The organism is Mycolicibacterium sp. XJ879 (assembly GCF_053483935.1).
Genome location: NZ_JBEFTH010000011.1, coordinates 65,985 through 91,985 on the forward strand (window position 1 = coordinate 65,985; position 26,001 = coordinate 91,985).

The following is a 26,001-nucleotide window of genomic DNA, read 5'->3' on the forward strand; positions in this document are numbered from 1 at the left end:
TGTTGGGCCGCGAGAACTCGAGCACTCTATTACGAAAAATAACTACAAATTCCGAGAAGCGATAGACTTTGCGTAAGCGCTTTCGGCATACTGATGCGCAAGACAAAGTTGAATACGTGAGGTAGGTACAGTTCGTTGGCAATCAAGGAGCCGGTGAGCCACCCCGCCGCGGCGGGGCTGAGCAAGGCGCGACCTTCGGCAGACGGCCGGGCGCCCGGGCCGGGGGTCGGCAGGTTGGCGCTGATGTTCGCACGGTCGCGCGACCCGTTTCAGTTGCTTGCCGCTTGCGTTGACCGGTACGGCGACATCTACACCCTGCCGCTGGGGCCCGGTGGCACGACGGTGGTCAACGATCCGGAATATGTCGGCAGTTGGCTGCTGGACTATGGGAGCTTCCACAAGGGCGTCATGTCCCGCGCCCTGGTTCCCGCGCTGGGCGAGAGCATTCCGGTCGCCGATGGTGAGCCGTGGAAGCAAAATCGCAAGGCACTCAATCCCGCGTTCGCCCGCCGGAACCTGAACGGAATCGCGAAGATAGTCTCCGCGGCCGCAGATGACGTGCTGGCCGGGTGGGAGAAACTCGCCGACGCCGGCGAGGAGGTCGACCTCTATCGCGAACTCTCGATCCTCACGATGACTGTGGTGCAGCGATCGATGTTCTCGTCGTCGGTGTCCGACGACGAGGTGCCCGAACTGATCGACCTTTTCCGGGTTCAGACCCTCTACATGGGCGGTCTGATGCTCACGTTCTGGGCGCCGTCGTGGGTTCCGGTACCCGGTGCGCGCGCGGGAAGCCGTGCGGTGGCCAAGATCCGGCGTCGCATCGAGCAGGCCATCGCCGACCGGCGGGCCAACCCGAGCGAGGCCAGCGACATCATGAACACGCTTCTCGAGGTTCCGATGGAACACGAGAACCTGGTCGATCAGCTGATGGGGTTGTGGTTCGGCGGTTTCGACACCACCGCATCCGCACTGGCCTGGACCGTCGCGATGCTGGCGCAGAATCCGGACGCGATGGAGGCGCTTCGGGCAGAAGCCGATGCTTACACCGGTGACTTCGACTCCTTCGCCGAGCTCACCCACTTGCCCTATGCCAGAGCCGCTTTCGATGAGGCACAGCGTATTCAGGGCGCGCTGCTGCTGACGCGCCAGGCGCTCAACGAGGACGAGATTGGTGGCTACTACATCCCGAGGGGCAGCCAGGTCGGGGTGAGCGCCTACACCATCAACCGGCATCCTGCGTTGTGGGACCACCCGGACCGCTATGACCCGATGCGCTGGCTGGACGAACGAAAGGACAAGCAACACCGGTTCCAGTTCGTGCAGTTCGGCGGCGGTCCCCGGCACTGCATCGGAGTCGGGTTGGCTTACATGGAGGCGCAGTTCGTGCTCACCAAGGTCGCCAAGCGGTTCCATCTTCAGCCCCGGCCCGGCTGGACACCGCGGCATCAGTTCCACCTCAGCGTCGGGCTGAAGGACGGGCTGCCCGGCCGGATCATCCATCGGCATCGCGAAGGAGTCCAGTGACGCGCATCGAAATCGATGGCGATCTATGCATGGGATCAAAGGAGTGCGCCGGAATAGCCGCTCATGCAGTCACATTCGATGAGAACGGTATCGCATCTCCGACGGGCGCGGATCTCGACGAGGTGACCGCCGCACAGCTCGAGTCGTCCTGCCCCGCCATGGCGATCTCCGTCATCACCGACTGAACACGTGAACCCAACGAAAGAGGAGCAGACAGTGACAGGCAACGGCACCGACTACGACATCATCATCAAGGGCGGCACCCTGATCGACGGGACGAACACGCCCCGCAAGGTCACCGACATCGGCATCCGGAACGGCAAAATCGCCAAGGTCGGCAGACTCAACGGCGCTTCCGCCGCCCGAGTCGTCGACGCGTCGGGTCGTATCGTCGCGCCGGGCGTTATCGACGTTCACACCCACTACGACGCGGCGATCTTCTGGGATCCCTACTGCACACCGTCTGGCTACCACGGCATGACGACCGCGATCGTGTCCAACTGCGGGTTCGGCTTTGCTCCGTGCAAGCAGGACAAGGCAACCCAGGAACGCTACATGGGCATGATGGAGACCACGGAGCAGATTCCGACCGCCGCGTTGCGTGAGGCGCTGCCGTTCAACTGGGAGTCGTTCCCCGAATGGCTCGACGTTGTCCGGGGTATCGACAAGGGGATCAACGTCGCCAGCTACGTTCCGCTGAACTCCCTGATGATCTACGTCATGGGATCGGTCGAGGATGCCCGGGACCGGCTGCCCACCGAAACTGAGCTCACCGAGATGAAGCGGCTGCTGCGCGAGGCGCTGGAAGCCGGCGCGATCGGGTTCGCGTTCTCCAAGCTCAACGAGTTCAACTCGCATAAGGACCACGGCAAGCCGATGCCGACGGACGCCGCGGACGAGTCGACCGCGTACGCCCTGGCCGAGGTGCTGCGCGAAATGGACTACGGCATCATCCAATCCTTGGTCTATCTGCCGATGGCCATCGACAACAATCACATCGCCGAGAAGCTGGCGCGGATCTCGGGTCGTCCCGTGGTGCAGAACATCCTGGTGCCGTTCGACCACATTCCGGACGACGTCGACCGGGTGCTCGAATGGCTCGACCACTGTGAAGCCGAAGGTCTGGACTGCTACTCGCAGGCGCTGGCATTCCGCACCTGGCAAGAGTCCCGGCTGCTGGACTGGAACACCTGGGATATTCACCCCGTCTTCGCCGAGTTCTCTGAACTCGAAGACGACATCGATGCGCGGGTGGCCAAAGCCGCCGACCCCGACTGGCGCGCACGGCTGAAAGAGGTGCACACCGTCGACAACATGACCGCCGGTGGTGGCCTGTTGGACAACCTCAAGGTGATCGCGATGCCGGACGAGAGTGATCCGCGGATCGGGAAGTTCTTCTCGGAGATCGCCGCGGAACGGGGTATCGACGTGATCGACGCGTTTTTCGACGCGGTCGTGGACTCCCGGTGCGACATGGATTTCCGCACCGTCCAGTCCATGAGCCAGAATCCCGCGCTGTTCGAGAAGATGTACAAGCATCCGCGGGTGATCGCCGGTACCTCCGACGGTGGCGCGCACATCCGGTTCTTCAGCGGTGCCAACTTCTCGACCGACCTACTGCAGTGGCTGGCGCTCGAGGAAAAGCGATTCACTCTCGAGGAGCTGCACCACAAATTCAGCATGCTGCCCGCGCGGGTCCTCGGTTTCAACGACAGGGGCGCTCTCCTCCCGGGCTTCGCCGCGGACGTGATGGTCTACAACCCCGACGAACTCGGATACCCCGATCAGTACGAGGTGCTGCGGGACCTGCCCGGCGGTGAGTTCCGCCGGGTGATCCCGGCGTACGGTATCGACATGGTCACCGTCAACGGCCAGGTCACCTTCGAGAGCGGGATGAAGTCGACCGGCGCGACGCCGGGCCGCGTCCTGGTCCCCGCAGGGGCGAACTGATTGAGAACGCCGCGGCGGGCCGGTCCGGCCCTGGTCAACACCGGACCGGTCGCCGCATCATGTCCATGACGTCGAAAAGGTCAGGTTTCGTGAAGAGTTCAGTGCAGCCGTCAACGACGCGGGCTCCCCGGATTGGTAATCCCCCGTCCGCCGCGACGGCGGTGCGGCTCGCAGGCGAACTCGCGCCGGTGATCGCCACCGCGGTGCTCGACCGATTTCGCAGCACGCGGGTCCGGACCTCCGCGCCCGTGCCGGCGCGGGTGGAAAACATCACCACCGAATGGCTGAACCGGATCATGGCTTCCACCCTGCGCGGAACGCGAGTGGCCTCCTTCAGGGTGGAATCCCACTCCTCGGGAACTTCGGTACGAGCCCGAATCCACCTGAGCTACGGCGCTTCCCCGGATGCTGAGGCCGAACAGCCGCCGTCCACCGTCTTCGTGAAAACCGCGTCATCGTTGGTGACCCGAATCGGTAACGGTTTGTCGAAGACGTCCTACGCCGAAGCAGGCTTCTACAACGAGCTTCGCAAGTACTTCGATCTCGAAGCGCCATACGGCTACTACAGCGCCGCGGAGCCGCGAACCTGCCGGGCCATCCACCTGCTCGAGGATCTTGTGGCCACCCGAGGCGCTGACTTCTGCGACCCCACCACGTCGATCTCGCGCCAGCAGGCCGATCAGATCGTGGAACAACTGGCACTGTTACACGGACAGGCGAACGGCCTAAATCTCGAAAAGCAGCGGCCGACTTGGTTGTTCACCTATCCGCAGTGGTGGGATGCGACTGGTTCCATCGCCATGATCCGCCGCTACCACCTGCGAGGTCAACGTCTCGCGGACGAGGAGGGAATTTCGCCCCGTCGCCTCGTCGGGCGCGGTGAAGAGTTGTGGCGCAGCTTCGAGGCATCTGTGGATGAGCATCGCAGGCTTCCCTCGACCCTGATCCATAACGACACACATCTCGGCAACTGGTACATCAACGGGGCCGGTCACATGGGATTGTGTGACTGGCAGTGCGTCTCGGCGGGCCACTGGTCGCGCGACCTGGCTTATGCGCTCTCCTCGACATTGACTGTCGACCAACGCCGTGCCTGGGAGTGCGAGTTGATCGAGTCCTACCTCGATCACCTCGCGACTGCCGGAGGGAGCACCGAAACCCTTTCCCGCACAATGGAGTTGTACCGACATCAGCTCCCGGGTGCACTGGCGATGTGGACGACGACCTTCCACCCGCCGAAGTTCCTCCCGGACATGCAGCCCAAACAGACATCTGCCGAGATGCTGCGTCGGATTCTCACCGCGATCGTCGATCACGACGTGCTGGGCCATGGCTGAGTTCACTCTTGCCCCATACGGCCGGATGCTCTGAAAACCAGGTGATTTCGCGTGCAGTGCCAAGGCGGAGGCCGGCTCTGGCCAGGTGGGTCATCGGGGGCGGCGCTGCGACTGTGTAGTCCCCCGAGCGAAGATCGAACACCCGCGGCCATTGCAGCATTCTCGCAGCGCAATAGCTACAATATTACGCATACTGTACATAAAATGCGGCAATAGATAAAAGTATTCATTGTGAAACAGTGGATCCTGTTGGGCATTGTGTGGTACACATCTCCCTTGTAGTTAACGGGGCTATCACGAGGTGGTGCAGTGCGGCGTTCTGGGAGCAAACGTGGTCGGTGACGTCCACGTCGGTAGCCGGGCGTCGGTCCTGCCGCTCGCCGGCGCGGCCGCTCGCCGACCTCTGCACCGGATCCTGTCGGTACCTGTGCGCAGCGCTGCGACGACCGGGCGGGGCGTGCTGTTGGCGGCCCAGGTCCTCCGGTATCTCGCCACCGATGGGGCCTCCCTGCGGATACCGTTCGGCGAAACGATCCTGCAGGCTTGGTTCCTCCTGAAGGTGACCGCCATTCCCGCGGTGCTGATGGCCATCCCGTTCGGGGCGATGGTGTCGGTCCAAACATCAGGCCTTGTCAACCAGGTCGGCGCGAGCTCGCTGGTGGGGGCGGCCAGCGGCGTCGGGGTCATCCGCCAGGGCGCCCCGATCGCGGCTGGGCTGCTGATGGGCGGTGCCGCGGCCTCGGCTATCGCGTCGGACCTCGGTGCCCGGCAGATCCGCGAGGAGCTCGACGCGATGCGCGTTCTGGGGATCGATCCGGTGCGGCGGTTGGTGGTGCCGCGGTTCGTCGCGCTGATCCTTGTCGCACCGATCCTCTGCACGATCATCATCACGTCCGCGGTTGCGGCGTCGTACATCCTTGCGGTGACGGTCAGCGACGTCACGTCGGGCAGCTTCTGGATGTCGTTCGGGTCCTTCGCGAAGATGGTGGACGTCTGGTTCGCCATGGGTAAGGCCGTGATCTTCGCCGGCATCGTCGCAGTGATCTCCTCGCTGCGCGGCATGGAGGCCAACGGCGGTCCACGGGGCGTCGCCGACGCTGTCAACTCGTCGGTCGTACTGAATGTCGTCGGTATCGTCATCGTGAATCTCGCTGTCACGCAACTCCAGACGATGTTCTTCCCGATGGCGGTGGCGTAGTGGCTGCGGGGCGGTCCGCGACGCCGTCGAAGCATCTGCCCGGGTTGCTGCCCACCGGGGCTGCCCAGGAGGCGTTGAGACTCACCGGGCAATGGGTCGCGTTCATCGCACAGACCTTGTGGCTCCTGCCGTTGACAGTCACCAAGTACCGGCGGCAGACACTGCAGGTGATGAACAACCTCGCGTGGGGGCGGGGTTCGCTCATCGTCGACGGCGGTGTTCTCAGCGTGCTGGTCATCCTCGGACTGGCCGTGGGTGCGTCGATCGCGATCGAAGCCTTCGCGACCCTCAACATCATCGGGTTCGGGGCGCTGTCGGGCATCGTCGGCGGCCTGGCGAATGTGCGCGAGATGGCGCCCCTGGTCGCAGGCATCGCCTTTGCGACGCAGGCTGGCTGTCGAATGACCGCCGAGATCGGTTCGATGCGTATCGCGGAGGAGATCGACGCGACCGAGGCGATGGGGTTGCGGGCCCTGCCGTTCGTGGTTGGCACCCGCCTCATGGGCGGCATGCTCTGTGTCATACCGGGGTTCCTGCTGACATTGATACTCAGCTTCTCCGTTTCGGACTTGATGATCCGGGTGGTCTACAACCAGCCGGGCGGCACCTACGAGCACTACTTCGTCCAGTTCCTGTCACCAGAGGATCTCTTCTACTCGTTGATCAAGGCGACGATCTTCTGCGCTGCGGTGACCATAATCCACTGCTACTACGGCTATTTCGCGTCAGGTGGGCCGGTCGGCGTCGGCCAGGCGTCCGGCCGTGCAGTCCGCGCGAGCCTCGTCGCGATCATGGTCCTCGACTTCGTGATGACCGTTGTTCTCTGGGGCCTCCGACCGGAATTCGTCTTCAAAGGGTAGGGATCAGATTGCTGTTCCGTGCAACGCCGGAGGAAGAGGCGCGACGGCTCAGGCTGATCGGCCTAGCCGTGGTTGTCGGCGTATTCGCTGTCGTCTCAATCGTTATCGCCAACCCGCTCCAGAACCGCCCGATGGCTCTGATGTCTGTCGTGATCGAGACGCCATACGTGGGTCAAGGCGTCGACGTGGGGACGGGTGTCATCATGCACGGCGTCGAGATCGGCCAGGTGACAGGCGTGTCCAGCCTGCCCGGCGGCGGGGTTCGACTCAGTGCTGATCTGCAGGCCGCATCAGCGGCGGGACTGACGGACACACTGGGGATCGATTTCCGCCCGGCGAACTACTTCGGCGTGACCGGCGTCAACCTGGTGCGCGGTGGTGGTGGCCGCCCCCTCGAAGACGGCATGCGGATCCAGGTGACACCCCGCGGGAACTTCGCGCTGCAGACGCTGCTCTCCCGGCTCGGCGAGATCACCGACGGGGTGGTGACACCGCAATTGGTCCAGGTGATCGACCGGTCGACGGCCTACGTCGACGGGCTAAACCCACTGATCGAGACGATGTTGATGGTGACGAAGGCGGTCGACAACGTGCAGACCGTGAGCACTGCGCGGCTGCTGGCCAATGCAACCGGATTGAGCGCCGTGTTCCCATTTTTCGTCGATGCGGCCACCGAAAGCGGTCACGTGTTCGACAACGCCGGGCTTGTCGTCTTCGACCACACAGGTGGAGAGGTGACTGAAGAATTCTGGCAGAAGCACTACCTCCCGACTGTCGAACTCGCAACGTACGGGCTTTTCGGTGCGGTCGGCAAGCTGGAGTCGTCGCACGTCGAGGAACTATTGCCGGCCGTGGAGATCGTCAAGACCCTGACCGACACCGTGCCGGGACTCGTCCGACCGGAGGACTTCGCTCAGACGATGACGGAGTTGCGGCGGCGGTTCGAGAACATGTACGGCGGTTCGCCGGAGCAGCGGGCACTGCAGGTGCGGATCGTGCTCGACAATCTGCCCGGTGTGGCGGCGCCGCTGGGCGCGATGGGAGTCACGCCGTGAGGCCCTTTGCCGCATTGTGGCGGTTCGGGCTGAGTGCAGCGGGCGCGTTAGTGTTGTTCATCGCGCTCGCGAACGTGATGCTGCAGCCCGTCGCCAGTGAGACTCGGTCCTATACAGCGGATTTCGCCGATGCCGCCGGTTTGCGGATCGACGCCGACGTGCGCGTGCGCGGTGTGCGTGTCGGCAAGGTGACGTCGCTGGGGCTGAAGCGCCAGAGCGGACAGAGCGTCGCATCCGTCGGCTTCACGTTGGACCGGCAGTACACCGTGACGTCCAAGACCCGGCTTGCCATCAAGTACCAGGCCCTCACCGGGTTGCGCTATGTGGATGTGGAGAATTCGGCCGAAAGCTCGTTGGACCCAGGAGTCAGCCACGTTCCGACGTCGATGACCCAGCCGTCGTTGGACATCACCACTCTGTTCAACGGCCTGCAACCGGTTTTCGCCACGCTGAGCCCCGAGGAGATTGACATCTTCACCGCGAATGCCGCCGCCTACCTGTCCGGTGATGGCAGCGGACTCGGCCCAATGCTCGACAGCATGCGCAAGCTGACCGACTTCATGTCCAACCGCCAGCAAGTTGTCGCGACCTTGATGCAGAACCTCGACGCGATCGCCGAGAAGATGGGCGGTCACTCCAAGGATCTGGTGCAGATCCTGGACTGGCTCAACCGGCCCCTCGACCAGATACTGAGCATCCTCGACGAATTCCGCAAGTCAGATCTCTACGGTGCCGGCTTCACCTCACCGGTTATGCGCCTACTGCACAACCTCGGTCTGCAGAAGGACATCGATATCGACGCTGCGCTCGACAAGGCGTTCACGAACCTGGACAACGCAATTCAGGCCTTCAAGGTGGTGCCTGTTATCTGGGAGAACATCGGCCCGCCGGTACCCACCGGAGAACCGAAGCCGTGCTCGCGGGGGCCGGCACAGCTGCCGCCGACGATGGACGTACTGCTCAACGGGCAGAGGGTGGTGCTATGCAACCGATGAAACTCCTGCGTAACCCGACCACGTGGGGTGTCGGCGCGCTGGCATTGTTGTGTGCACTGGCGACGGTCGTCGCGATGCTCTACATCAGCCCGCCCGGGTCCCAGAACATCGCCTTCTACACCAGGGACGCCTCATCGATTAGTCACGGCGACACCGTCCGGATCGCCGGGATCACGGTGGGCAAGGTGACCGACCTCGCCATGGAACGCGATCAGGTCAAGGTGAACGCGAAGATCGAAGGGTCAGCCTTCGTGGGCGACCAGTCCCAGGTAGAGATCCGGATGCTCACCGTCGTCGGCGGTTACTACGTCAACATCGCCTCGCTTGGCGAGAAGCCGCTGGGACGCACTGCGATTCCCGCTGAGCGGGTGACGGTTCCGTACAACCTCATGCAGACTCTGACCGATGCCACTGAGCTCACCGGACAGATCGACGCGACGCCGCTCCGGGAATCGCTTGACGAGATGCAGGAGGGGCTCACCGGTACCAACGTCGAGGCGCTGACCGCTGTCATCGAGGCCGGGAACAGATTGACTTCGATCAGCGAGCGACAGCGCGGTCAGATCACGGCGATCCTGAACCTCTCCGACGAGTACATCGAGAGTTTGAGCAACTTCAAGGGCCAACTCAGGGCGATCATCTCGAAGATCTCGATCGTCGAACAGACACTGGTGATCTACGGGGAGGGGTTCGCCGCGGCGCTGCAGGGGCTGGGTGCGGTCGGCGACTCGTTGGTCCCGGTGGCACCGTTCTACCTGAAACACCGCGAGAAGTTCATCGAGAAGATCCGCAACTGGCAGGAGATCTTCCGCACCTGGGCCGACCGCAACGGTGCCGTCGTCAAAGGGCTCCGCCGAATCAGGAACAAGCTCGATCGGGTCCTGGACGCCCAGAACGCACGCCCGGAATTACTCGCAACCGATATCTGCATACCGATGCCGGAAAGCCCATGTTGACACCGAAGATGTTGCCGCGTCGTCGCGAACGCGGCACGGTCACCGGACTCGTTGCAACGGGGCTCGCCGCGGCGACGCTGTCCTGCTCATCGAGCGCCGGGCGGCCCGCCGAATCCGTCGCCTACTGTGCGCACATGTCCGACAGCGTCGGTCTGTACGTCGGCAACCCGGTTACCCAGATGGGTTATCCCATCGGAGAGGTGACTTCCGTCGAACCCTCGACCACCCACGTGCGGGTCAATTTCAGCGTGACCGAGGACCGGCCGCTGCCCAGCGATGTCAGGGCGGTCACCCGGTCCCCGTCGATCCTTGCCGACCGGGCGCTGGAAATGGTCGGCAACTACGAGTCCGGTCCGCAACTGGCCGTCGGTGAGTGCATACCGATGGACCGGACAGCCACTCCGAAATCGCTGTCGGCGGTGATCGGGTCGGCGACCGAGTTCGTCAACTCCATCAGTCCGGACGGTGCGACCAGCATCGCCGCCACGGTCAGTGGGCTGGACAAAATGATGCAGGACAACGGACAGGCCGCCAATCAACTTCTCACCGCGTCGTCAGCCCTGTTGGACAGCCCCGACGGTGCGATCAGCGACATGGGTTCGATCATCCGGAATCTCGCCGAGTTGACCACCATGCTGACCGAGATGCGAGGCCCACTGAAGCAGATCCTGCTCGACGCGCAGACGACGACTCCGGAAGTCATTCGGGCCGTCGAAGGAGGTACCCGGTTTGTGGACGCCTTTCCGGAGGTGATCACGGCGGTCGCCGATCTGGAGGAGAACCTCGGTGAGGAAACACAGCTCACGCTGGACTCGCTGTCGATGGCGCTGCGGAAGATGAGCCCGCACGCGAACGCGATGGCCGACCTACTCAACCCGGTGCCCTGGTGGATTAACACCGCCGCCAATCACTTCAACAAACAGCAGTTCACGATCGCCTGGCGTCCGCCCATGTACCGCATACCCACTCATGACGGCCTTGCGCTCTGTGGCTTCATGAACACCACCGTTCCCGGTAGTTGCGCCGACGTGGCCGGCCAACCGTACGCGGTCGACGTCGCGCTCCTTCAGTACGTCCTGATGCAGGCGAAACGATGAAGCGCCGCTGGTCCTCGATGCTCGCGCTGATCTACACGCTGCTGCTCTCGTCGTGTGCATCGATCACCGTCAACTCATTGCCGGAACCGGGCGCAAGCTACCGCGATGGGTACGAGCTCGTCCTGGAGTTCTCCAACGTGCTCAACCTGCCCGATCGGGCGAAGGTGGTGATGGACGGCCGAAATATCGGCGCGGTCAGCGGAATCCGGCTCGCCGGCGATCACGTCGATGTCACCTCTCGAATCGATCCCGAGGTGGCGGTGCCATCCGATGTTCACGCGACGTTGCAGCAGGCGACCGTGCTCGGAGACATCTATGTCGCCCTCGAACGTCCATCGACTGTCGACACACCAGCACAAGCCTTACCGCCGGATGGGCGAATCCCGCTCGCGCAGACCACATCCCCGCCCCAGCTGGAAGACACTATCGCCGGCCTGGCGAACTTCATCGCAAGCGGGTCGATCCAGCGCGCACAGGACACCGTGATTCGGCTCAACCGCATCAATCCGCCAGAGCCGGAGATCCGTGGGCTTGCAGCGCGATTCGCCACCGACCTGTCCGAGCTGTCGGACAACATCGACGTCGTCGACACCTGGCTCGAGGGAGTCGCAGGCACGGTAGACGTGATGCACACCAAACTGCCCTACTTTGAGCACTGGTTCTCGCCCGCGGGCATGCTGGGCTTCGACCGGGGCTTCGAGGTGGCCTCCTACATCGGGATCCTGCTGCCCTCAATCGGCAGCATCTACAGCGGCGGATTCTGGCTGGTGCCGATGCTCGATTCGCTGGCTACCGCAGCCGGCGCCATCCAGCAGAGCAAGTGGGCCTTCGAAGACGAAGCCCCTCGCTGGCGAAAGCTGTTCACCGACTACTTCATGCCGGTGGACAAGTACCCCGCGATCAACATCACCTCGATCATCGGTCCCGATGGGCAGGAGATGATCCACAACGTCGAGGACGTGCTGCGAATACTGGGAGCGATGCCGTGAGGAAGCGAGCGCTGTTGTCATTTCTGGTTTTCGGAGCCATCTGCGTCTTGGCGATCGGCTATATCGCGTCGCTGGGAATCCGGCTCAAACCACCGGCCGACCGGGTCAGCCTGTTTATGACAGTCCCGGATATCAACGGCCTTGTGGTGGACTCGCGCGTTCTGCTCCGCGGCGTACCCGTAGGGAAGGTCACCCGCGTCGACGCGACGGTCGACCACGCGACAGTCGACTTCTATGTCGACGGCACCTACGAGGTCCCGGTCGACACCATCGTTCGCGTCGACAACCTGTCGGCGCTCGGCGAAACCTACATCGGTCTCTTTCCGCGGACGTCGGATGGCCCGATGCTGCAGGACAACCAACGCATCTCGACCGAGTCAGTCGAGCAACCCCCTTCCATTTCCGAACTGGCCACCAGCGTCGTGCGCGTCCTCAACCAGCTCGAGCCCGATCAACTCAAGCGGATCGTGGACGAGGCCGACGCCGCCTTACCCGACCCCCAACGGGTACTGCCGAATCTGCGGCGGACGAGCGTTATGCTGCGCAACGCCGCGGCCGATATGAACGGCCGAGGGCAGGCACTGCTCGACAACATGCAGACCCTGCTCCAGAACGCGGACTGGCTCGGCCCGACGCTGGCTGATCTCACCCCGGATATCCGAAAGCTCGGCCCGACGATTCACGCGAACTTCGACGCAGCGATGGATATCGTGCGCGCCAACAACCCACACAACCTAGAGCTGTTGCAGGCCTTCCTCAACCGGATCCAGAAGTTTCTCGACGATCGGGCGCCCGACCTGAAGGTCGTCACCGAGGCGCTCCTGCCGAAGATGCAGGGCATCTCGGGATCGCTGCTGAACTTCGACACCGGACGGATGCTGTCGAGCATGCTGGCGGCCGTGCCCGAGGACGGCGCGATAACACTGCGTGTCACTATCCCGCCGCCGTGACCGAAAAACGAAAGGCAAACGATGTCCACAAACCGCACTGAACACACCTCGGCAATCGCGACGGTCGCCGACGAGGAGGAGACGATCGAGTCTCCATCGACCGACTCCGATACGGCATCGACCCGAGTGCACCGGCTACCGGCGTCTATCAGCGTCCGCTCCGTGGTCGTCGGCGTCGTTCTCGTTGCCCTCATCGGTGCTGTCGCGGTCCTGGGTTGGCTGTACTACGACGCCGAAGCCGAACTCGACGCGAACGCCGCCCAGGCGGCGAACGACCGGCATGCCGAGCAGGTGGCGCTCGACTATGCCGTCAACGCCGCCGCGATGGACTTCAAAGATCTGGGCGCCTGGAAGTCCCGGCTCGTCGAGGGAACCTCACCCCAGCTGAAGGAGAAGCTGTCGAAAGCCGCCGACTCGATGGAGCAGATTCTCGTTCCGCTGCAGTGGAACTCGACAGCCAAGCCATTGGTGGCGAAAGTGCGCTCGCAGGAGGGTGGCATCTATGTGGTCGACGCGTTCGTCAGCGTCCTGACGAAGACCGTCCAGGCCCCCGAGGGGCTGCAGTCGACGGCGACCTACAGCATCACGCTCGACGGCAACAACAACTGGCAGATCACCGATGTCGGTGGCATCGACGCCGTCATGCCCCCGAACTGACCGACTTCGTCCACAGAAAGGTGTTCGTGTGTGACTGAGCCGACCCGAACGCGCCGACCACGAGATCTCCTGCGGTGGTTGGGAGTCCTGGCGTCCTGCGCAAGTATCGCCGCGTCCGCGGCCGCCGTGCTGACCGGTGTCGCCGGCGCGGATCCGGCAGGGGGCAGCGCGCCGAACCCGGTGCCGGGGCTCACGCAGGTGCCCTACTCGGATCCGTGGCGATCCGAGGACGCCCCGGCCGCCCCGCTGCCGGTGATCACACCGACGCCGTCGAACTGGGAACCCCAGTTCCCTCTCCCCTACGACCAGATGCGTGACGAGGTGACACCGGCCGACATTACCGCCATGGGCGAGATGTGCCAGTGGTACAACGCGCAGTATGACGAGCTGAACGGCCAGATCGACCGGATCAACGTCAACCTGATCAAGGCGAACGGGAACTATGCGACACCCGGGATCGCGGCGCAGGCGGACGCCGTGGCGGCGAACCTCGATCGGTCGTTGGACTTTCTGACCCCACGCGCCAACGCGCTAACGATCAGCCGGAACTACGTGGGTGACCTTTATTTCCCCGTCTACCAGGGGGAGAGCTTCTACCGGTTGTGGGAACAGCTGACGAACGTGCGCGACGGGATCAAGGGGCGGCAGCCGGCCTGGTTCACCGGGCCGTCGTTCCAGCATGCGATGCGCTTCGGCAGCAAGATCGACCGCTCTCACATCTGTGATCAGGGGAACGGCCCATGACAATGCGATACCCGGGAAGAACGGCACGGCTGGTGGCGGCGTACACGATTGTGCTGATCATCGATGGTGGGGGTCTTGCCGTCGCCGCCGCAGACCCGGCTCCGGCCCTGAGTGACGCTGTGTCACAGCTTCGCGCCGGCGGGCAATGCGGTCCACTCACACACGACCCGATCGCGGACGCGACTGCAAAGGTCGTCAACCGGTCGACCGACACCTACGTCAGTCACAACGCGAGGCACGTTCCGGTCAGCGACGCCTTGCCGATCCTTCATGATCTGGGCGGCGGAGGCGGAAAGACTCACATCCTGCGCGGCGCAGCCGATAACGAGGCGGACGCGATCAAAGGTCTGATCCTGCAGGGGTATGCGGCGATTCCAGACTGCTCCTACACTGGGTTCGGCACGAGCATGTCGCGCAATCCGGATGCGGCGAAAGTGCTGACCGCTGTCGTCCTGGTCGGGCCGTGAGCGCCACGTGCCGGCGGAGACTGCGATGAAACTCATTGCCCCGCTGATGATGGCGACTGCCGTTGTCGCGCCAGCCCTGTCGACCGCGACGTCTGCGGCGGCCGACGACGTCGTGACGTATGAGATCTACTCGAATGTGGTGCGCACCACGAACATCGAGTACAGGGACGGCGACCGGAAGACGCTTGTTCCCTCCGTACCGCTTCCGTGGCGGATCGAAACGGTCGTGGCTGGCGGTCCAGGCCGCGCCGAGGTACGCGCGGACTGGCGACCGGGAGCTTGGCCGAACAAATGGGTGACGGTACGAATCGTCCATCGAGGTGACGTGCTCTGCCAGAGCACGCTGGATATCGGGAACGCGACATGCTACGGCAACACGCCACACTTCGCCTAGACACAGCAATAACCATCGGCACGAGGGCTTTTCGGGGATCACGTTTGCTTCTGTGCGCCGCACTCACCATGGTCGGAACCTTCGCCCTGAGTGCCGTCGCCCCCGTGCACGCCGAGCCGGTTTCGCCGGCTGACCCGTGGCCGGACATCCGCTACTACGAGGAGGCCGACCTCAACCGCTTCATGCTGCCTGGCGGTCTGTGGTTCGTGGCGCCGACCGGACAGAACTGCGGAATCTGGGGCCGAGGCAACTTCGGCTGCACCGGCGTTATTCCCGGCGCCCCGCCTGACGTCAGGCATATCGGTTGGATCAACGGCGACCGCGCCGTGCACTACGACTGGTCGATGGCGGTGAGGTTTCCACCCACGCAAGCCCGCGAGTCGATACCACCGCGAAGTTTCATCCGCCACGAAGGCACCACCTGCGCGGTGACCCCGGATAGCAGAACCTATTGTGAGCGAGGGCCGTTGAGGTTCCTGATCGAGCCGACGCGGACGTGGCTTTCAGCGCCGTGGATGGACCTGAGTTGGCAGGTGCTGGGACCGACTACCGGTGCGGCGCAGTAGCCGTGTGCCTGATTGCTGACGTGATCAGGGCGGCGATCCGCTCCGCGATCATCACGCAACCGAGATAGGTATTGCCGGCTGGAATCGTCGGCATCGCCGACGCGTCTGCCACGCGCAATCCGGAGACACCCAGAACCCTGCACTGGGCGTCGAGCACCTGACCCATCGGGCAGGTCCCGACCATGTGCCCGTAGCTCACGGTGATTCGGGACAGTGCATCGGCCACTGCGGTCGGTGCGGTCAGGTCGTGCGGTTCGACGGCCCGGCAGCCAATCGCTTGAGCGGCGGGGGATTGTTCCCAGACGGCGATCTGACGGAACGCCTGGCCGAGTCGGTCGCCGACATCATCGGGCAGCGGTGGAGCGGTCACCCGCGGCGGAGCAGCCGGATCGGCGTCGAGGACAACGCCGCCACGGCCGGTGGAGCGCAGCAGAAAGACCAGCATCATGAACGTCGACGGGTCATCGCTGCCCAGCAGTGGTGTCGGAAAGGCATGGTAGTCAATGTCTTTACCGTTCGAAGCGCCGACCAGCACGGACTGTGCGGGGCCACCGGATCCGGCGCGGGGCGCGTCGTGGTGATAGATCAGCGCAGTGCCGAGATGGTCGCTCATCGTCGAGCCGACCGGGAGGTCCGCGTGGACGGGAAGGCCCCGAGCAGTCAACTGCTCACGCGGGCCGATGCCGGAACGCAGCAGCAGGGTCGGTGTTTCGACCGCCCCTGCCGTGACGATGACTTCATCGGCATGGAGTTCTTCGCCGGTGTCGAGCATCACGCCCCTGGTGCGCCCGTCGTCAACGAAAAGCCGGGCCACCGTGGCGCCGGTTCGGATGAGCAGGTTCGGCCGGCTCCGGACGTCCGTGGTCAGATACGCAGTGCTGGTTGTCATGCGCTGGCGCGACGCATTCAGGGTGGCAGGGAAGACACCGATACCGGGCAACTGAGCTGGATCGTTGACGTCTGCGACCGGCTTGATCCCGACCTGGCGCAGTCCTTCGGCGAACGCGGCTTGATAAGCGCTGTGTTCACCGGGCTTCCACCGTGAGACGGTCAGCGGACCCGCGTTGCCGTGAATAGCTGACCGACCGAAGTCGAGGTCGCTTTCGACGGCAATGAAATACCGCTGGACGTCTGACCATCCCCACCCAGCCAGGCCGGCCGCCTCCCAGGCGTCGTAATCCTGCGGCTGGCCGCGAAGCGTCGCCAGATAGTTGATCGCTGAAGTACCGCCCGTGATTCGGCCCTGTAGCATGGGGATGTCACCTGCCGGGCCTTTCATCGGGACGAAGTCCGAGTTAGCGAGGCTCGACCAAACCTCATGCGCCCGAGCCGGATTGGTGATCTCGTCGCCGTAGTCGTCGGTACCGCCGGCCTCCAGCAGCGTCACCGACAGGGCGGGCGATTCACTGAGCCGTGCGGCCAGGACGCTTCCGGAGGTTCCCGCGCCGACGATCAGCACCGAACGGTGAGACCCGGAGGGCGAAGCGGAAACGTGAGTAACTCGAACTTCGGCATCGGTCACGCGATGAGTATAGGCATACTTGATTAGTATCAACTGATAGCATCAACTATGCGTAGAACATTCTGGGCTTTCGATGCGCACCTCGGCGTATTGAGGACCGAGTTCATCGGTTGCGGGATAACGGGTTCGAAGCCCCAACGGAAGGGACGCACGTGGCGCACATTTTAGCGCGACAGTGCACGCTACCGGTGCAACGCCGTGTTGGCTCGCCTGCCCGCCGACGTGTTATAGCGTACGGAGGGCAGGCTGCGGAAGCGGCTGTATGTCGCAGACTTCGATGTGACAGGACGGTGGGGTGGCTCGCGACGAGGCAAGATCTCGTGTTGGCGATCAAGCTGATGGTGGCGACGTGGCAGATGTCGTAGATCCGTCCGCCCTATCGGAGTTGACCGATCTCGATCGTGCCCTGATCGAGCGACTGCGGCGCGATGGGCGGGAAGGCCACCGCTCCCTGGCGTCCCACCTCAGAGTCAATGAGGTCACGGTCGCGGCCCACTTGCGTAGGTTGGAGGAGTCCAATCTGATGCGCGTTGTCGCGGTCACCGATATCCGCCTTTTCGGCCACCGCGAAATGGTTTTGGCGATGCTGAACGTCTCCGGACGGCCCGCGCGTGACGTTGCGGCCGATTTCGCGAAGCTTCCAGAGGCGATCGGGGTGACCATCTGCTCTGGTCGCTATGACGTCATCGGCCCGGTGCTGTGCCGCGACCGTCAACACATCTCGGAAATGTTCGGCGGTCAACTCCGGTCGATTCGCGGGGTCGCGTCGGTGCACGGTGCGCTCTCGCTCGACGTTCTCAAGTTCGACAGCAACTGGGCCACATTTCGGGATCCCGGCACCATGCCCGAGGCGCAGCCGAGTGACACCGTCGACGAGACCGATCTGGAGATCATCCGACTCCTGCAGCAGAACGCGAGGCGCAGCAACCGCAGTATCGCCACCGAGTTGGGGGTGTCGGAAGGCACGGTGCGCGGGCGCATCAAGCGGATGCTCTCGGACCGGGTGTTCCGGATTCAGGCGGTGTCGAACGTCGCAGCGTTCGGCTTCGCGGCACACGGCTATATCGGTATCAAGACCGCGCCGGGCAAACAGAAGTCGGTTGCGGCAAAGGTGGCCAAGAGGGACGACGTTCCGGAATTGAGCCGGGTGCTCGACGACTTCGACCTGATCGCGGTGCTCATCGCCCCGGACCACGACGCGCTTATCTCCGCCGCGATGGACGAGATTGCCCAGTACCCTGGCGTCGATAAGGTGGAGATCTTCTACGGGTGTGACAGCATCAAGCACACCTACGGGTGGACGTGGATCGTCTGATCCGGCTTGGCTATTCGCCCGTCGCGGGTTAAGTGCCGCCGCCAGCTTCTCGGCGTTCTGAGCGGGCAGGCCGGGAATCCGCTGCACCGTAACCCCCCACTGCAACACGAACGAGTCGTGGGTGACGGGGTCGTGGCTGTTGATCAGCACCACCTCGGCGGTGAAGCCGGGGCCGAGATCGTGACTCCATGTACTGGCTCTCGGTGTGACCGTCGATCACGTTCTTGAAGAGGTCGCGAACGTGTGGTGGATATAGAAGAAGTGCGCCATGCCGACGACGTTGTCGAGCATGAGATCCGGTGTGCTGCAGTGCTGGTCGTCGACGCGTCGAGGTGGGCCACCACCTTCAGCGCCGAGGGCCGGGTCGGTGTTTAGCGCGTCGAGCCTAAGGCGTGTGTCGGTCATGGGCGGGTGGAGTGTGGCCGGGGCACCCGGTACACCGGGTCGGCGCAGTCGACGCCTTCGGCGGCCAGGTGACGCTTGATCACCTTGAACGTCTCGGTGCGCGGAAGTGCGTTGCTGATCCTGACGAACGACGGCCACTGCTTCGGGCTCAGGTCGGGTTGTTCGGCCAGGAACCGGCGGAACGCCTCGGGATCGAACGTCGAACCGTCCGCCAACGTCAGCGCGGCCATCACCTGATCGCCGACGTCGGGCGCCGGGATGCCGTACACCGCCACCTCCACCACGTCGGGGTGGCGCAGCAGCACCCGCTCGATCGGTGCCGCGCCGAGGTTTTCCCCGTCCACCCGCATCCAGTCGCCGAGCCTTCCGGCGAAGTACGCGTAGCCGTCCTCGTCGCGGTAGGCCAGGTCGCCGCTGTGGTACGCGCCGTCGCGCATCCGCTCGGCGTCGGCCTGCGGATCGTTGTAGTAGCCCTCGAAACGCCCAGCGCCCGAGACATTCACCAACTCACCGGTCACCCCCGGTGGGCACGGTTCGCCGGTTTCGACGTCGACGATGTCGGTGCCCGGCGGCAGCGGGCCCAGCGCGCCCGGAGGCGTGTCGGGTGTCTTGGCGATCGCGATGCCGCCCTCGGTCGACCCGAACCCGTCCATCACCACGGTGGCGAACCGCCGGGCGAACCTCTCGACGTCCGCGGGTGCCCCCTCGTTGCCGTACACCGCCCGCAGTGGGTTGTCGCCGTCGTCGGGACGCTGTGGGGTGGCGAGGATGTAGGACAGCGGCTTGCCGACATAGTTGGCGTACGTCGCCCCGTAGCGACGCACGTCGGGCAGGAACTGCGAGGCGGAGAACTTGCGGCGCAACGCAAGTGAGCCTTGTGACGCCAACGCGACCGACCAGCCCACCAGCACCGCGTTGGAGTGGAACAGCGGCATCGAGACGTAGCAGACATCGCGGGGTCCCAGGTCGAAACGCCCCGTCATGGTCACCCCGGCGATCGCGACCTTGCCGTGGCTGCACTTGACCGCCTTGGGGTCACCGCTGGTGCCCGACGTGTAGATCAGCATGAACAAATCGCCAGGTTCGGCGTCGTATGGGCGGACCGGTTCGTCGGCGTGCGTGGCCACCTCCTGCGCCCAGTCTGGCGAGTCGACGTTGACGTGTTCGACGTCGCCCAGGATGTCGGCATAGGCCGTATCGGCCAGCACCACTTGGCAATCCGCATGGGTGATGTCGCGGCGCAGCGCCGCGCCGCGGCGCACCGGGTTGAGCCCCACCGGCACGATGCCGGTCAGCCCCGCGGCCACCAGCACTGCCGAGAATGCCGGGGTGTTCTGCAGCAGCACGCCGACATGAGGTGGGCGGTCGGGATCCATGCGCGCCCGCAGTGCGGCCGCCACCGCCGCACTCTCGCTGAGGTGATCGCGCCAGCAGACGAAGGACTTCTCGAAGTACAGCCCGCGGTCCTCGACGTCGACCAGCGGCGTCAGCAGGGCCGCGACGGTGGGCAGTGCGTCCACGGCTACGCCGGCGAGTCCGCCAACTCCCTGCCGATGCGCAGCAACTGCCCGGTCGCGCTGCCGACCGCGAACTCGATCTGCTTGGCAGCCAGGAAGTACCGGTGCACCGGGTGGTCGATGTCGATGCCGACGCCGCCATGCACGTGCACCGTGGTGTGCGCGACGCGGTGCCCGGCCTCGGCGGCCCAGAACGCCGCGGTGCCGACGTCGATGACGGCGGGAAGACCCTCGGAGAGCCGCCACGCCGCCTGGGTCACGGTCAGCCGCAACGCCTTGACGTCGATGTAGCCGTCGGCCAACCGCGACGACACCGCTTGGAAGCTACCGATCGGTCGGTCGAACTGCTCACGCTCACGCGCGTAGGTGGCGGTGAGCTCGAGCGCACGCTCGACCACGCCGAGTTGGAACGCGCTGCGGCCCAACGAGGCCCGCGTGGCCAACCAGGTCAGCACCTCGTCGCCGCCGACCGCGCGATCGGCGCCCAACTCCACGCCGTGCAGCGCAAGATGCCCGACGCTGCCATGGCCGGTGGTGTCCAGCGACTCGACCGTCACCCCGGCGTCATCGGCTGCCACGATGAAAACCGTTGTTCCGGAGTCGGTGTCGGCCGGGAGTAGAAACGCATCTGCGACGGGTCCGTAGAGCACCTGCGTACGTGACCCGGTGAGCCGATATCCGCCCTCCCCGGAGGACTGCGCCTTGACCGGACCCTCGCCCATCTCGCTGTCGAGCGCGACGGTGAGGATCATCTCGCCCTTGACCGCAGGCACCGCCCACTGCTGCTGCTGTGCCTCGGAGCCGAACGTCGCCAGGGCGCCCGCGCCCAGGACGATCGACTCGAGGTAGGGCACCGCGGCCAGCTGCCGACCCAGCGCCACCAGCACCGCGACCTGCTCCAGCACTCCGAAACCGCCGCCGCCCACCGCATCAGGCGCGGCGGCCGAGAGCACATCGGCCTCGATCAGCTTGGCCCACAGCGTCTTGTCGAACCGGTGGTCGAGGCCGTCGAGGTTCCGCTGGTGCTCGGGCGTGCATACCGAGTCGGTGATGGTGCGGACCAACCCGCCGAGATCGTCGGCGGCTTCCGTCGTCTTGAAATCCATTGGGTGCCGTCCTTACCGGTTCACTCTGGGCAGGCCAAGCGCGACCATCCCGATGATGTCGCGCTGGATCTCATTGGTACCGCCGCCGAAGGTCAGGATCAGGCAGCTGCGGTGCATCCGTTCGATCCGGCCCCGCAACAGCGCGCCCGGCGAGCCCGGCCGCAGTGTGGCCGCGGTACCGAGCACCTCCATCAGCAGCCGGTAGGCCTCGGTCGCCAGTTCCGTGCCGTAGACCTTGGCCGCCGACGCGTCAGCGGGGGACGGTGCGGCATCCTCGGTGGACGCCAGCTCCCAGTTGATCAGCTTGAGCACCTCGGCCTTGGCGTGCACCCGGGCGAGGTTGAGCTGCACCCATTCCGCGTCGATCAGCCGGTCGCCGTGCACATCCTTGGTGTTCTGCGCCCATTCGCGAACCCCGTTGAGCGCCAGGAAGATCGGCTGTGCAGACACCAGGGCCACCCGCTCGTGGTTGAGCTGGTTGGTGACCAGTTTCCAGCCGGCGTTCTCCTCGCCGACCAGGTTGGAGACGGGCACCCGCACATCGGAGTAGTAGGTGGCGCTGGTGTCCACGCCGGCCATGGTGTGCACCGGGGTCCAGGAGAAGCCCTCGGCGTTCGTGGGCACGATCAGCATGGAGATCCCCCGGTGCTTCTTGGCGTCCGGGTTCGTCCGCACCGCCAGCCACACGTAGTCGGCGTAGGCGATCAGGCTGGTCCACATCTTCTGGCCGTTGATCACATAGTCGTCGCCGTCGCGCACGGCGGTGGTGCGCAGCGCGGCGAGGTCGGTGCCTGCACCCGGCTCCGAGTAGCCGATCGAGAAGTGTAGATCGCCCGAGGCGATCTTGGGCAGATAGAACTTTTTCTGCTCGTCGGTGCCGAACGCCATGATCGTGGGCGCGACGCTGTTGATGGTCAGGAACGGCACCGGAACGTTGGCGATGGCGGCCTCGTCGTTGAAGATCAGCCCGTCCATCGGCGGGCGGCCCTGACCGCCGAACTCCTTGGGCCAGCTCAGCGTCAGCCACCCGTCCTTGCCCATCTGGGCCACCGTCTCGCGGTAGACGTTGCCGCGGCCCATCTCGCCGTCGTTGGATGCCAGCGCCTCGGCACGCTCGGGTGTCATGAGCTTGGTGAAGTACGCGCGCAGCTCGCGGCGTAGCTCCTCCTGTTCGGGGGTGTAGCCGATCCGCATTCCGTCGTCCTCACTAATCTGCGCGCCGTAGTCTGGGTGCCTGTGCACCCTGGGCCCAATTCCGGTTGTAACACGTTCTAGTCTGGTGGTCCAGGGTGGAGACGCCTGAGGGGTAGGAGGTTGTCATGCGAGTGGAAGTGGACCGGGACCGGTGCGAGGGTAACGCGATCTGCGTAGGAATCGACCCGGAACTGTTCGAGCTAGATGATGATGATTACGCCGTGGTGAAAATTGACCCGGTGCCCGCCGACCATGTGGAGAGGGCCGAGCGCGCGATCGAGGAATGCCCTCGCGCAGCCCTGAAACGCCAAGACTAGAGGTATTCATTAAGTGACGACCGAGCAAACCGCAACCGATCTGTCCGGACGCGTCGCGGTGGTGACCGGCGCGGCCGCCGGGCTGGGCCGCGCCGAGGCCATCGGCCTCGCCCAAGCCGGTGCGACCGTCGTGGTCAACGATATCGCCGCCGCGCTGGACAAATCCGACGTCATCGACGAGATCGTCGCGGCGGGCTCGAAGGCCGTCGCAGTCGCGGGTGACATCTCCGCGCGGTCGACGGCCGACGAGCTGGTCGAGACCGCCGACGGGCTCGGCGGGTTGAGCATCGTCGTCAACAACGCCGGCATCACCCGCGACCGGATGCTGTTCAACATGTCCGACGAGGATTGGGACGCGGTGATCGCCGTGCACCTCCGTGGGCACTTCCTGCTGACCCGCAACGCCGCCACCTACTGGCGCGCGAAGGCCAAGGCGGCCGGAGTCGACCCGTCGGCGACCTCGGGGCAAGCCGGCTCGGTCTACGGCCGGGTCATCAACACCTCATCGGAGGCGGGGCTGGTCGGTCCGGTCGGGCAGGCCAACTACGGGGCGGCCAAAGCCGGTATCACCGCGCTCACGTTGTCGATGGCACGGGCGCTGGAGCGCTACGGAGTGCGCGCCAACGCGATCGCACCGCGCGCCCGCACGGCGATGACGGCCGACGTGTTCGGCGAGGCGCCCGAGCTCGCCGAAGATCAGGTCGATCCGTTGTCGCCCGAGCACGTGGTAAAGCTTGTTCGATTTCTCGCTTCGCCGGCATCGGAAAGGGTCAACGGGCAGCTGTTCATCGTCTACGGTCCCACGGTGACGCTGGTGGCCGCGCCTACCGTCGAAGCTCGGTTCAATGCGGAGTCCGATGCATGGGAAGCCACCGAATTGTCGGCGGTGCTGCAAAACTACTTTGCTGATCGCGACGCCGGACGGTGTTTCTCGGCCACGGAGCTGATGGAACAGCCAGACTGAGCCTGCGTCGACCAAAGCGCAGCACGCACTAGAACACGTTCTACAATGGCGCAGGTCACAGTGCTTCTGACCAGCGGGTTTATAACATTTTGGTCTGTTTCTGCCGTTCTTTGACACTGCGAACTTGTTCTAGTTAGGATGAGCCGGCTCACTAAGAGCATCGCTTAGACCAGGGGTGGGCGGACCTCCGCGGCAAGGACTACGGGATCCTTCGCCAACAGAGTCCGCAGTCACCTATCCGAAAAGGAGCCTAGGTTGATCGAACAGCTCGCGGCACCGGCTCGGGCCGTGGGCGGGTTCGTCGAAATGTCGTTCGACACCTTCGCCAAGATCTTCCGGCGACCTTTTCAGTTCCGCGAGTTCCTCGATCAGACGTGGATGATCGCGCGGGTCTCGCTGGTGCCCACCCTGTTGGTCGCCATACCGTTCACCGTGCTGGTGGCGTTCACGCTCAACATCCTGCTTCGCGAAATCGGTGCCGCCGACCTTTCCGGCGCCGGTACCGCGTTCGGCACCATCACCCAGCTGGGCCCGGTCGTGACGGTGTTGGTGGTGGCCGGCGCGGGTGCCACCGCGATCTGCGCCGACCTCGGCGCGCGCACGATCCGCGAGGAGATCGACGCGATGCGGGTGCTGGGCATCGACCCGATTCAGCGTCTGGTGGTGCCGCGCGTGTTGGCGTCGACGTTCGTCGCGCTGATGCTCAACGGCCTGGTCTGCCTGATCGGCTTGTCCGGCGGTTACGTCTTCTCCGTCTTCCTGCAGGGCGTGAACCCCGGCGCGTTCATCAACGGCCTGACGGTGCTGACCGGGCTCGGCGAGCTCGTCATGGCCGAGATCAAGGCGTTGTTGTTCGGTGTCGTGGCCGGCCTGGTCGGCTGTTACCGCGGCCTGACGGTCAAGGGCGGACCGAAGGGGGTGGGCACTGCGGTCAACGAAACGGTCGTCTATGCGTTCATCTGTCTGTTCGTGATCAACGTGATCATGACGGCTGTCGGGGTCCGGGTGCTGGAACGATGATGTGGGGGTGCCGCCCGCTTGCGGGGGACGCGTGCGCGAAGAGCGGACAATCATGAGCTACGACGCGACGCTTCGTTTCCGCCGGATTTTCCGCGGCCTGCCGAAGGTCGTCGACACCGTCGGCGAGCAGGCGCTGTTCTATGGCGAGACGATTCGCTACCTGCCCAACGCGGTCACCCGCTATCGCAAGGAGACCATCCGCAACATTGCCGAGATGACGATGGGCACCGGCGCGTTGGTGATGATCGGCGGCACCGTCGGCGTCGCGGCGTTCCTCACCCTGGCCTCGGGCGGCGTCATCGCCGTGCAGGGTTACTCCTCGCTCGGCAACATCGGCATCGAGGCGCTGACCGGGTTCCTCTCGGCATTCCTCAACGTGCGCATCGTCGCTCCGGTCATCGCGGGCATCGCGCTGGCGGCGACCATCGGCGCGGGCACCACAGCACAACTGGGCGCCATGCGGGTTTCCGAGGAGATCGACGCCGTCGAGTCGATGGCTGTGCACTCGGTGTCCTACCTGGTTTCCACGAGGCTGATGGCCGGGATGGTCGCGATCATCCCGCTGTACTCGCTGGCGGTGTTGGCGTCGTTCTTCGCAGCGCGCTTCACCACGGTGTTCATCAACGACCAGTCGGCGGGCCTCTACGACCACTACTTCAACACGTTCCTGATACCGACGGACCTGTTGTGGTCCTTTCTGCAAGCCATCGTGATGGCGGTCGCGGTGATGCTGGTGCACACCTACTACGGTTACAACGCATCCGGCGGTCCGGTCGGCGTCGGTATTGCGGTGGGCCAGGCCGTGCGCACCTCGCTGATCGTCGTCGTCACCATCACGTTGTTCATCTCACTCGCCGTGTACGGCGCGTCCGGCAACTTCAACCTCTCGGGCTAGGCGG

The 26,001-nt window shown here is 64.5% G+C and carries 26 protein-coding genes and 1 pseudogene; 22 read left to right on the plus strand and 5 right to left on the minus strand.

The window, feature by feature from the left end:
* Positions 1–135 precede the first annotated feature (135 nt).
* The 17 genes from ABQF13_RS21135 (at position 136) to ABQF13_RS21215 (ending at position 15,742) form a co-directional block, all read left to right on the plus strand.
* Entirely contained in the window at positions 136–1,527 is a 1,392-nt protein-coding gene (locus tag ABQF13_RS21135) for a cytochrome P450 (RefSeq protein WP_448394743.1), read from the plus strand.
* Positions 1,524–1,712 (plus strand): ferredoxin, encoded by a 189-nt coding sequence (locus ABQF13_RS21140; protein ID WP_448394744.1) that lies wholly within the window; start codon positions 1,524–1,526, stop codon positions 1,710–1,712. The genes ABQF13_RS21135 and ABQF13_RS21140 overlap by 4 nt, the downstream gene beginning before the upstream one ends.
* 31 nt (positions 1,713–1,743) lie before the next feature.
* Positions 1,744–3,477: an N-acyl-D-amino-acid deacylase family protein gene (locus ABQF13_RS21145; protein WP_448394745.1), complete on the plus strand. Its 1,734-nt coding sequence runs from the start codon at positions 1,744–1,746 to the stop codon at positions 3,475–3,477.
* 65 nt (positions 3,478–3,542) lie between these two features.
* On the plus strand, positions 3,543–4,814 hold the full coding sequence (locus tag ABQF13_RS21150) for a phosphotransferase family protein (RefSeq protein WP_448394746.1): 1,272 nt from the start codon (positions 3,543–3,545) through the stop codon (positions 4,812–4,814).
* Positions 4,815–5,184: 370 nt separating this feature from the next.
* Complete coding sequence (locus ABQF13_RS21155) at positions 5,185–6,012, plus strand: ABC transporter permease (RefSeq protein ID WP_448394822.1); 828 nt, start codon at positions 5,185–5,187, stop codon at positions 6,010–6,012.
* Positions 6,013–6,056: 44 nt separating this feature from the next.
* A complete protein-coding gene (locus ABQF13_RS21160; protein ID WP_448394747.1) occupies positions 6,057–6,872 on the plus strand; it encodes an ABC transporter permease in 816 nt (271 codons plus the stop codon).
* A 140-nt stretch (positions 6,873–7,012) separates the two neighbouring features.
* The gene (locus ABQF13_RS21165) at positions 7,013–7,927 is read left to right on the plus strand and encodes an MlaD family protein (protein WP_448394748.1); all 915 of its coding nucleotides are present in this window, start codon (positions 7,013–7,015) and stop codon (positions 7,925–7,927) included.
* Positions 7,924–8,922, plus strand: coding sequence for an MlaD family protein (locus ABQF13_RS21170; protein WP_448394749.1), 999 nt, complete (start codon positions 7,924–7,926; stop codon positions 8,920–8,922). Before ABQF13_RS21165 ends, ABQF13_RS21170 begins: the two co-directional genes overlap by 4 nt.
* The gene (locus tag ABQF13_RS21175; protein WP_448394750.1) at positions 8,919–9,878 is read left to right on the plus strand and encodes an MlaD family protein; all 960 of its coding nucleotides are present in this window, start codon (positions 8,919–8,921) and stop codon (positions 9,876–9,878) included. The genes ABQF13_RS21170 and ABQF13_RS21175 overlap by 4 nt, the downstream gene beginning before the upstream one ends.
* A complete protein-coding gene (locus tag ABQF13_RS21180; RefSeq protein ID WP_448394751.1) occupies positions 9,872–10,975 on the plus strand; it encodes an MlaD family protein in 1,104 nt (367 codons plus the stop codon). The genes ABQF13_RS21175 and ABQF13_RS21180 overlap by 7 nt, the downstream gene beginning before the upstream one ends.
* Positions 10,972–11,964, plus strand: coding sequence for an MlaD family protein (locus tag ABQF13_RS21185; RefSeq protein WP_448394752.1), 993 nt, complete (start codon positions 10,972–10,974; stop codon positions 11,962–11,964). Before ABQF13_RS21180 ends, ABQF13_RS21185 begins: the two co-directional genes overlap by 4 nt.
* On the plus strand, positions 11,961–12,914 hold the full coding sequence (locus tag ABQF13_RS21190; protein WP_448394753.1) for an MlaD family protein: 954 nt from the start codon (positions 11,961–11,963) through the stop codon (positions 12,912–12,914). The genes ABQF13_RS21185 and ABQF13_RS21190 overlap by 4 nt, the downstream gene beginning before the upstream one ends.
* A 21-nt stretch (positions 12,915–12,935) precedes the next feature.
* The gene (locus ABQF13_RS21195; protein WP_448394754.1) at positions 12,936–13,571 is read left to right on the plus strand and encodes a hypothetical protein; all 636 of its coding nucleotides are present in this window, start codon (positions 12,936–12,938) and stop codon (positions 13,569–13,571) included.
* A 126-nt stretch (positions 13,572–13,697) separates the two neighbouring features.
* Positions 13,698–14,315, plus strand: a complete 618-nt coding sequence (locus ABQF13_RS21200) for a hypothetical protein (protein ID WP_448394755.1) — start codon at positions 13,698–13,700, stop codon at positions 14,313–14,315.
* A gap of 32 nt (positions 14,316–14,347) precedes the next feature.
* Positions 14,348–14,782: a hypothetical protein gene (locus ABQF13_RS21205; protein ID WP_448394756.1), complete on the plus strand. Its 435-nt coding sequence runs from the start codon at positions 14,348–14,350 to the stop codon at positions 14,780–14,782.
* A gap of 25 nt (positions 14,783–14,807) precedes the next feature.
* The gene (locus ABQF13_RS21210) at positions 14,808–15,176 is read left to right on the plus strand and encodes a hypothetical protein (RefSeq protein ID WP_448394757.1); all 369 of its coding nucleotides are present in this window, start codon (positions 14,808–14,810) and stop codon (positions 15,174–15,176) included.
* 68 nt (positions 15,177–15,244) lie between these two features.
* On the plus strand, positions 15,245–15,742 hold the full coding sequence (locus ABQF13_RS21215; protein WP_448394758.1) for a hypothetical protein: 498 nt from the start codon (positions 15,245–15,247) through the stop codon (positions 15,740–15,742).
* Here the strand turns inward: ABQF13_RS21215 and ABQF13_RS21220 are convergent.
* Positions 15,723–17,264, minus strand: coding sequence for a GMC family oxidoreductase (locus tag ABQF13_RS21220; protein ID WP_448394759.1), 1,542 nt, complete (start codon positions 17,262–17,264; stop codon positions 15,723–15,725). The two genes, ABQF13_RS21215 and ABQF13_RS21220, sit on opposite strands and share 20 nt — an antisense overlap.
* 523 nt (positions 17,265–17,787) lie before the next feature.
* Here ABQF13_RS21220 and ABQF13_RS21225 point away from each other — a divergent pair.
* Positions 17,788–18,579: an Lrp/AsnC ligand binding domain-containing protein gene (locus tag ABQF13_RS21225; RefSeq protein ID WP_448394760.1), complete on the plus strand. Its 792-nt coding sequence runs from the start codon at positions 17,788–17,790 to the stop codon at positions 18,577–18,579.
* Between the two features lie 30 nt (positions 18,580–18,609).
* On the opposite strand, the pseudogene ABQF13_RS21230 reads toward ABQF13_RS21225, so the two are convergent.
* From ABQF13_RS21230 to ABQF13_RS21245, 4 genes and pseudogenes are all read right to left on the minus strand, one after another.
* Positions 18,610–18,903: pseudogene (locus ABQF13_RS21230) on the minus strand (3-ketosteroid-9-alpha-hydroxylase); the annotation flags it as partial.
* Between the two features lie 77 nt (positions 18,904–18,980).
* Positions 18,981–20,504 carry a long-chain-fatty-acid--CoA ligase FadD17 gene (gene fadD17, locus ABQF13_RS21235; protein ID WP_448394761.1) on the minus strand — a complete coding sequence of 508 codons (1,524 nt, stop codon included), beginning with the start codon at positions 20,502–20,504 and terminating at the stop codon, positions 18,981–18,983.
* Between the two features lie 2 nt (positions 20,505–20,506).
* Positions 20,507–21,607: an acyl-CoA dehydrogenase family protein gene (locus tag ABQF13_RS21240; RefSeq protein WP_448394762.1), complete on the minus strand. Its 1,101-nt coding sequence runs from the start codon at positions 21,605–21,607 to the stop codon at positions 20,507–20,509.
* Positions 21,608–21,619: 12 nt separating this feature from the next.
* Positions 21,620–22,801: an acyl-CoA dehydrogenase gene (locus ABQF13_RS21245; protein ID WP_448394763.1), complete on the minus strand. Its 1,182-nt coding sequence runs from the start codon at positions 22,799–22,801 to the stop codon at positions 21,620–21,622.
* A gap of 125 nt (positions 22,802–22,926) precedes the next feature.
* Here ABQF13_RS21245 and ABQF13_RS21250 point away from each other — a divergent pair, with 125 nt between their 5' ends.
* The 4 genes from ABQF13_RS21250 (at position 22,927) to ABQF13_RS21265 (ending at position 25,997) form a co-directional block, all read left to right on the plus strand.
* Positions 22,927–23,118: a ferredoxin gene (locus tag ABQF13_RS21250; protein ID WP_448394764.1), complete on the plus strand. Its 192-nt coding sequence runs from the start codon at positions 22,927–22,929 to the stop codon at positions 23,116–23,118.
* Positions 23,119–23,131: 13 nt separating this feature from the next.
* Positions 23,132–24,082, plus strand: a complete 951-nt coding sequence (locus ABQF13_RS21255; RefSeq protein ID WP_448394765.1) for a 3-oxoacyl-ACP reductase — start codon at positions 23,132–23,134, stop codon at positions 24,080–24,082.
* Between the two features lie 255 nt (positions 24,083–24,337).
* Positions 24,338–25,102 (plus strand): MlaE family ABC transporter permease, encoded by a 765-nt coding sequence (locus ABQF13_RS21260; protein ID WP_448394766.1) that lies wholly within the window; start codon positions 24,338–24,340, stop codon positions 25,100–25,102.
* Positions 25,103–25,154: 52 nt separating this feature from the next.
* Positions 25,155–25,997, plus strand: coding sequence for an MlaE family ABC transporter permease (locus ABQF13_RS21265; protein ID WP_448394767.1), 843 nt, complete (start codon positions 25,155–25,157; stop codon positions 25,995–25,997).
* Positions 25,998–26,001: the final 4 nt, after the last annotated feature.